At 75.7% G+C, this 7,839-nt stretch carries 4 protein-coding genes and 1 tRNA gene; 2 read left to right on the plus strand and 3 right to left on the minus strand.

The genetic code is table 11. The features are described 5' to 3' along the window. Positions 1-137 precede the first annotated feature (137 nt). Positions 138-2,741, minus strand: coding sequence for a SpoIIE family protein phosphatase (locus ABT263_RS24540; RefSeq protein ID WP_352293250.1), 2,604 nt, complete (start codon positions 2,739-2,741; stop codon positions 138-140). A gap of 263 nt (positions 2,742-3,004) precedes the next feature. Here ABT263_RS24540 and ABT263_RS24545 point away from each other — a divergent pair, with 263 nt between their 5' ends. Then, the gene (locus tag ABT263_RS24545) at positions 3,005-3,814 is read left to right on the plus strand and encodes a TrmH family RNA methyltransferase (protein WP_329486847.1); all 810 of its coding nucleotides are present in this window, start codon (positions 3,005-3,007) and stop codon (positions 3,812-3,814) included. Between the two features lie 861 nt (positions 3,815-4,675). On the opposite strand, the gene ABT263_RS24550 is transcribed toward ABT263_RS24545, so the two are convergent. Further along, positions 4,676-6,751: a serine/threonine-protein kinase gene (locus ABT263_RS24550; RefSeq protein WP_502885853.1), complete on the minus strand. Its 2,076-nt coding sequence runs from the start codon at positions 6,749-6,751 to the stop codon at positions 4,676-4,678. 451 nt (positions 6,752-7,202) lie between these two features. Here ABT263_RS24550 and ABT263_RS24555 point away from each other — a divergent pair, with 451 nt between their 5' ends. Then, on the plus strand, positions 7,203-7,400 hold the full coding sequence (locus ABT263_RS24555; protein ID WP_329486846.1) for a hypothetical protein: 198 nt from the start codon (positions 7,203-7,205) through the stop codon (positions 7,398-7,400). 348 nt (positions 7,401-7,748) lie between these two features. Here the strand turns inward: ABT263_RS24555 and ABT263_RS24560 are convergent. Continuing rightward, positions 7,749-7,820 (minus strand) — tRNA-Val (locus tag ABT263_RS24560). Positions 7,821-7,839: the final 19 nt, after the last annotated feature.

Genomic DNA, 7,839 nt, shown 5'->3' on the forward strand with positions numbered 1-7,839 from the left:
GCCCGGCCCGGCCCGCCGGTCGCCCCCCCCTATCACGGGGTGGTTGTGGGGGGGGGCGGCCCGCGGGGGGCGGGGGGGGGGGGGGGCGGCCCCCCCCCCCCCCCCCCCACTCCGCACCGCGACCCGCGCGCCCGGCCTCACTCCAACGGCTGCTCGGTCCAGATCACCTTGCCGCCGGCCGTGTAGCGGGTGCCCCAGCGGTCCGCGAACTGCGCGACCAGGAAGAGCCCGCGCCCGCCCTCGTCCGTGGTGGCCGCGTACTTCAGGTGCGGCGACGTACTGCTGGCGTCGGACACCTCGCAGATCAGCGCCCGGTCGCGGAGCAGCCGGACCCGGATCGGCCCGCGCCCGTACCGGATCGCGTTGGTCACCAGCTCGCTCAGGATCAGCTCGGTGACGAACGCCGCCTCGTCCAGCCCCCACTGCGCCAGCCGCTCCGCCACCGCCGCCCGCACCTCGCCGACCGCGGCCGGGTCGGACGGCACCTCCCACTCCGCCACCTGGTCGGATGCCAGCGCCCGGGTCTGCGCCACCAGCAGCGCGATGTCGTCCTGCGGCCGTGCCGGCAGCATCGCGCCCAGCACGTCCGCGCAGGTCTGCTCGGGAGTGCGCGGCGGCCCGGTGAGCGCGGCCCGCAGCATCTCCAGCCCCTCGTCGATGTCCCGGTCGCGGTCCTCCACCAGTCCGTCGGTGTAGAGCACCAGTCGGCTGCCCTCGGCCACCTCCAGCTCGGCGGTCGTGAACGGCAGCGCTCCCACCCCCAGCGGCGGCCCGGTCGGCAGCTCCGGGAACTCCACCCGGCCGTCCGGACCGACCAGCGCCGGCGGCGGGTGCCCCGCGCTGGCCAGCGTGCAGCGCTGCGTCACCGGGTCGTAGATCGCGTACAGGCAGGTCGCGCCGGTGACCGCCGCCGCCCCGCCGGTCGCCGACTCCTCCTGGTCGATCCGGTTCACCAGCTCGTCCAGGTGCCCGAGCAACTCGTCCGGCGGCAGGTCCAGCGTCGAGAAGTTGTGGATCGCCGTCCGCAGCCGGCCCATCGTCGCCGCCGCGTGCAGGCCGTGCCCCACCACGTCCCCGACCACCAGCGCGACCCGCGCGCCCGGCAGCGGGATCAGGTCGAACCAGTCGCCGCCCACCCCCGCCTGCGCCGGCAGGTACCGGTGCGCCACGTCCAGCGCGTTCTGCGCGGGCAGGTTGCGCGGTAGCAGGCTGTGCTGCAGCGTCACCGCCATCGCGTGCTCGCGGGTGTAGCGGCGCGCGTTGTCGATGCAGACCGCGGCGTGCGAGACCAGCTCCTCGGCCAGCGCCAGGTCCTCCTCGTCGAACGGCTCCGGCCGGTCCGCCCGCCAGAACCGCGCCACCCCCAGCAGCACCCCGCGCGCCCGCAGCGGCACCCGCACCAGCGAGTGCACCCCGTACTCCAGCGCCTGCGCCGAGCGCTCCGGGTCCTGCCCCCGCCAGGCCTCCGTCTCCGCCAGCCGCGCCTCCAGCCCGGCCTCCCCGGTGTCCAGCGCGCCCGCCAGCGGCGTCGACGGCACGACCGCCAGCACCGTGCCCACCGGGTAGAACGGCGAGCCCTCCCGGACGCCCTTGAACGCCGCCCGCCGCATTTGTCCGAGCGGCTGGCCCTGCGCCGGCTCGTCGCCCTCCAGCACCTCCTCGGCCAGATCGACGCTGACGAAGTCCGCGAACCGCGGCACCGCCACCTGGGCCAGCTCCTCGGCCGTCCGCGTCACATCGAGCGAGCTGCCCACCGACACCCCGGCGTCGTACAGCAGCCGCAGCCGCCGCTGGGCCACCTCGGCCCGCCCGGACAGCGCCAGCAGCTCGGTGGAGTCCCGCAGGGTGGCGACGCAGCCCGGCGGACCGCCGTCCCGGTCGGTGAGCCGGACGTTCACGGCCAGCAGCCGCTCACCGGCCAGCACCACCTCGTCGGTGACCGGCCGGTTGGCCGTCAGCAGTTCCTCGGGCGCGCGGTCCAGGCCCAGCTCGGTCACCAGCCGCCCCTCGGCGTCGGCGGGCAGCGCCAGCAGCCGGCGCGCCTCGTCGTTGCAGAGCAGCAGCCGCCCGTCGCCGGCCACGATCAGCACGCCCTCGCGCACCGCGTGCAGCACCGCCGCGTGGTGCTCGTACATCCGCGTCATCTCGGACGGGCCCAGCCCGTGGGTCTGCCGCCGCAGCCGCCGGCTGACCAGCGCCGTCCCGCAGGTGGCCAGCCCCATGGCGACCGCCGCGGCGCCCAGCACCACGGGCAGCTGCCGCTCGCTCGCGCTGCTGATGTTGGCGATGGTGACCCCCGCCGAGACCATGCCGACCACGGAGTCGTCCGGTGCCCGGACCGGCACGACCGCCTGGACCAGAGGTCCGATCGTGCCGTTGACCTGCTCGGTCACCACCTGTCCGTGCAGCGCGGGCTCGTAGTCGCCGACGAACTTCTGACCGATCCGGGCCGGATTGGGGTGCGTGTAGCGGATGCCGTCGGTGTTGAGGACGACGATGAAGTCCACTCCCGCGTTGAGCGCCGCGGCCTGGGCCTTCGGTTGCAGGACCGCGGTGGGGTCGGGGGAGTGCAGCGCCTCGACGATGCCCGGTGAGTTGGCGAAGGTCTGGGCGACCGCCACCGACCGGTTGGTCGCCTCGTGCCGGGCGTCGTTGCGGGACTGCACCACCAGCGCCACCACGGCGGCGGCGACCAGCAGCAGCACCACGAGTACCTGCAGCGCGAAGACCTGCCCGGCCACCGACCGGCGCTGTACCGGTCTCGGCCGAGCGTCCTTCGGCTGCTGTTGCCGACCGTGTGGGCGCCCACCGGAGGAGCCGGCGGTACCAGCGGCACGGGAAGACGTAGCGGAGCCGAAAGTGCCAGAGGCCGACGGAGCCCATGATCGGCCCGGAAAACGGGCCATACGTCATATTTGCACTCCACACACCTACAGGCCAAGGTCAAGCACATCCCGCCCTGGGCCGTTTGGCCTTCTCCACCCCGGCTTGGCAAGATCGCAGGGTGTCCGAACCCAGCACCATCACCGATCCCGCCGACCCGCGCCTGAGCGACTACACCGGCCTGACCGACGTCGAACTGCGGCGCCGCCGCGAACCCGCCGAGGGCCTGTTCATCGCCGAGGGCGAGAAAGTCATCCGCCGGGCGATGGCCGCCGGGTACCGGATGCGGTCGATGCTGCTGACGGCCAAGTGGCTGGACGTGATGGCGGACGTGATCGCCGACACCGACGCCCCCGTCCACGTGGTCGAACCGGGGCTGGCCGAGGCGGTCACCGGTTACCACGTCCACCGCGGCGCGCTCGCCTCGATGGAACGCCGCCCGCTCCCGGACGCCGCCGAGCTGCTGGCCGGCGCCCGCCGGGTGGCCGTGCTGGAGGGCCTGGTCGACCACACCAACCTGGGCGCGATCTTCCGCAGCGCGGCCGCGCTCGGCATGGACGCCGTGCTGCTGTCGCCCGACTGCGCGGATCCGCTGTACCGGCGCGCGGTCAAGGTCTCCATGGGCGCCGTCTTCGCCGTCCCGTACGCGCGGCTGGAGCCCTGGCCGGCCGCGCTGGACACCGTGCGCGCCGCCGGTTTCGAGCTGCTCGCCCTGACCCCCGCGGAGGGCTCCGTCGACCTGGCGGCCCTGGCCCCGCACCGGCTGCCCAAGGCGGCCCTGATGCTCGGCGCGGAGGGCGACGGCCTCACCCGCAGGGCGCTGGCCGCCGCGGACCGCGCCGTCCGCATCCCGATGGCCCACGGCATCGACTCCCTCAACGTGGGCGCCGCCGCAGCCGTGGCCTTCTACGCCGTCACCGCCCCGGCCTGACCCGTCACCCCTCGCTCCCGCACCCGGCCGAGAAACCCCGGAGGGCGACGGCCTCACCCGCCGGCCGCCGGCGGCGGCTTCCTCACCGTGGCCCGCACCTCCGGCCCCTCGGCCCGATCCGCACCCCGCACGCCCGCCGAGCCCTCATCAGCGCGGAGCACCGCCTTCGCTCCCCGGTGTGGCCCGCGGCGTGGGCCACACCATCAGCGTCGCGGCCTGACCCGTCACCTCCGCTCCCGCACCCAGCCGAACAATCCCGGAGGGCGACGGCCTGACCCGCCGGCCGCCGCGGATTACGCCGGTGGCGTGCCCGGCGGCTTCCTCACCGGGGCCCGTACCTCCGGCCCCTCGACCTGATTCGCACCCCGCACCCTCCACCGAGCCCTCATCAGGGCGGAGCACCGCCTTGGCTCCCCGATGGCCCACGCCATACACACCCTGAGCCGCGGATCAGGAAGTCGGCCTGGTCGACTTCCTGCGCTCGGGGGTGGCCTAGGGGCGCCCCACCGGAGCTGTCGGTGGGCGCCTCAGTCCGCCGGGGGAGTGCGAAGTCGGGAGGGCCGACTTCCCGTGCGGGGGTGATGCGGCGGTGTCCCCGAGGCGGTCGGCAGTAGCGGGCAGGGACGGCCCAACGGGGGGAGTAGGAAGTCGATCTGTCCGACTTCCCGCGCGCGGCCCCGAGGGCGGCCGTTAGGATCCGCCGACGACACGCGGTCCGCAGCGGAGTGGGACGTCGGACGAGCCGACTTCCGGTGCGGGGCGATGCGTTCGGTGCCCAGGTCGGCCACCGGGCGGCAGCGCTCTTCCCGGGAGCAGGAAGTCGGCCCCGGCCGACTTCCGGTGCGTCGGCTGCCCCGCCGGTCAGCCCGTGGGGGCCGTCGGCGGGGCCGGGGCGGCGGCGGGTGGCGGGGTGACGATCGTGGTGGGGGCGCCGGGCCAGGACTCCTCGATGGTGCCGTCCGACCGCACCGAGTAGCGGGTGGAGGCCACCGCGCCGGTCTGGTTGGCCCGCTCCTCGCGGACCAGCGCGCCGTTGTCGAGCCGCCAGGCGGCGGTCGCCTGCGGATCGGCGGCGGACGAGCGGGACGCCAGCGCGACCGGCGCGTCCCCGTTGAAGGCGAACAGCTGGACGAGGTCGGCCGGCACCGAGCCCTCCGCGCGGCGCAGCACCACCAGGGCCGCGGCCGCGCCCTTGTAGCGGGCCGGGAGGACGGCGCTGAGCGCGACCTGGGGCCCCGCCCCCGCCGCCGAGCGGCCGTCCCGCAGCGCGATCGCCGGGCCGCCCGCCGGGTCGGGGTAGCTGCGGTTGGGCCAGTCCACCGCCGGCGCGGCGCCTTGCGGCGGCGTCAGCGCGCCGTCACCCGCCACGCTGCCGTGGGCCGCCGCCGCCAGCGGTGTCGCGGACTGCGCCGCGCCGTCCGCCGAGAGCCCGGCCCCCTGCGGGGCGGCGCCCGGCTGCCCGGCGGGCCCGTTGGGTCCGGCGCTGACCGTGGCCCCGGCGCCGCGGACCGGACCGAGGCTCTGGTTGTCCCGGTTCTCGCACCCCTGCGCCGCCGCGATCGCCAGTGCCACACCGATCGTCACGGTGACGAAGACCACCAGCCGCTGCCGCAGCAACCGCCGGCGGGCGGTGGCCGGGCGGCCGCCGGGGACGGGCGTGTGCTGCCGGTCGCGGGCCTGCCCGCGCGACCGGTCCGGCCGTTGGTCCCGCTCGCGGGGGCCCGCCGCGGCGCCGGGCGTGCCGGTGCGCCCCGGCGGCGGGGTCTGCTGGCGTTCGCGCAGCGGCCGGGTGGTGTGGGCCTCGGGGCGCGGCATCGGAGCGGTGGCGGCCTGCCCCGGCCGGCCCTGCGGCCGGCGCTGGGCGGCGCCGGGGTGGGCACCCGGGTGGGCGCCGTGCTGTGCGACGGGCTGCTGGCCGCCCGGCCGGCTCGCCGCCCCGGCGCGGGCACGCGGGGCGCCCGCCGGGTCGGGTCCGCGCCCCGGCGCGGGGACGCCGCGTGCGGCGGCGCCCGCCGAGCCAGGTCCGGCGGCCGAGCCGGGCCCGGGAGCGCTCGGCCGGGCGCCCGCCCCGGCGCGGCCGACGGGCCCGCGTCCGGGCCGCTCCGGCGCCGGGCCGTCGCCCGTGCCGCGCGCCGCGAGTTCGCTCAGCCGTTCGTGCAGGGCGGCCGCCCCGGGCCGCTCGGCGGGCTCCTTCGCCAGGCAGGCCCGGATCAGCGGGGCCAGCTGCGGAGGGACGTCCGTCAGGTCGGGCTCCTCGTGGACGACCCGGTACAGCATCACCTCGGAGGAGGCGCCCGAGCCGAACGGGGTGTCCCCGGTGAGCGCGTACGCGAGCGTCGCCCCGAACGCGAAGACGTCCGTCGCGGGTGTCACGGCGGCGCCGCGGACCTGCTCGGGGGCGAGGAAGCCGGGGGAGCCCACCGCCGTGCCGACGTGCGTGAGCGTGCTGGCGCCGCGGGACCAGGCGATCCCGAAGTCGATGATCCGCGGCCCGCGGGGCGAGAGCAGGATGTTGGACGGCTTGAGGTCCCGGTGGACGACCCCGGCCTCGTGCACCTTGACCAGGCCGTCGGCCAGGGCGGCGCCGATCCTAGCGGCCTCCGGCCAGCTCAGCGGTCCGCCGTCGCCGACCCGCTTGTAGAGCGAGGGCCCGGGGACGTACGCGGTGGCCAGCCAGGGCCGGTCGGTCTCGATGTCGGAGCCGACCACCCGCGCCGTGCAGCCGCCCCGGATCCTGGACGCGGCGGCGATCTCCCGGGCGAAGCGGGTGCGGAACTCCAGGTCCTCGGCCAGCTCGGCGCGGATCAGCTTGAGCGCGACCCGCTGCCCGCGCCGGTCCGAGCCGAGGTAGACGACGCCCATGCCGCCGGCTCCGAGGCGCCGGTGCAGCCGGTACGGCCCGACGATGCGGGGGTCCTCACGCCTCAGCCGCATCATCGCCATCATCGTTCCCCGTCAGCCTGTGGATGAGGCCCCGTCGGTTGGGGCATCGTCAGTTCCTGTCGGGCACAGCTTACGGACTGCCTGCTGCGGTGTGCTGATACGCAACACCTGAACCCTCCGTGCGATTGTCCGATCTTGCACTGACAGTCGCGCGCGGGGTGGCGGGAGCGCTTCTCGGGGTCGGCTCTCAGGGTTCCCCCGGGGGTCCGGTGGAGGGACTCTCCCCCTTCGGTAGTACTCCTCAAGTCGGAGCGTCATCCTCGGGGATGCCCGGAGAACAGTACGACGGCATGACGTCCGACCACCCCCTCGGGCCATAGCGTTGTCCTCAGCGGTGGACGGGGAGCTCGTCCCCCGAGGTAAGCCGTCCACCGCGTCCACTTAGACCCGTCGGTCGGCACGAGCAGCGCACGGCCAGAGCGGCGCAGGAATCAGGAGTGAGGGCATGGCATCGCAGCTCACGGGGTCACCCCGCCGCCGTCGGCCGGCCTTCACCCAGCGCCAGGCCGCGGAGCCGACCAGGCACCCGGCGGTGGCGCTGGCGATCGCCCTGCCCTGCGCCGTGCTGCTGGTCATCCTCTTCGGGGGCTGGGAGCAGATGGCGAACCAGGCGCAGGCCGTCGCCGAACTGATCACCCACTGACCGATCGACCCGTGATCCCGGCCGGCGCACCTGCCCGGCCGGCCACTGAACGGGCACTGATCCCCTGGGGACGGGGAGCCAGTGCCGCCGGGGAAGGCCGCGCACCGCGTTGACCCGCGGACGGGCGGGAGTGGTGCGCAGAGCACCCCGGCAGGCGGAGATGCCGTGTACGGACGTCGGTGAGGGCGTCCGTACACGGCTCTTCTTCGTTCCCCGGCGGCCGACCGCAGAACAGCGCGCCAGCAGCCGACCGCTGCGGAACGGCAGTCACGCCGGCCGCGACAGCGGTCCCGGACACGCAGAAGGCCGGGGCCGTGATCCATGGATCACGGCCCCGGCCGGTTACTGTGCGCGATACTGGGATTGAACCAGTGACCCCTACCGTGTCAAGGTAGTGCTCTCCCGCTGAGCTAATCGCGCCTGGTGTGGCGGTCCTGCA

The sequence above is a fragment of the Kitasatospora sp. NPDC001603 genome, assembly GCF_040298365.1.
Classification (GTDB): Bacteria; Actinomycetota; Actinomycetes; order Streptomycetales; family Streptomycetaceae; genus Kitasatospora.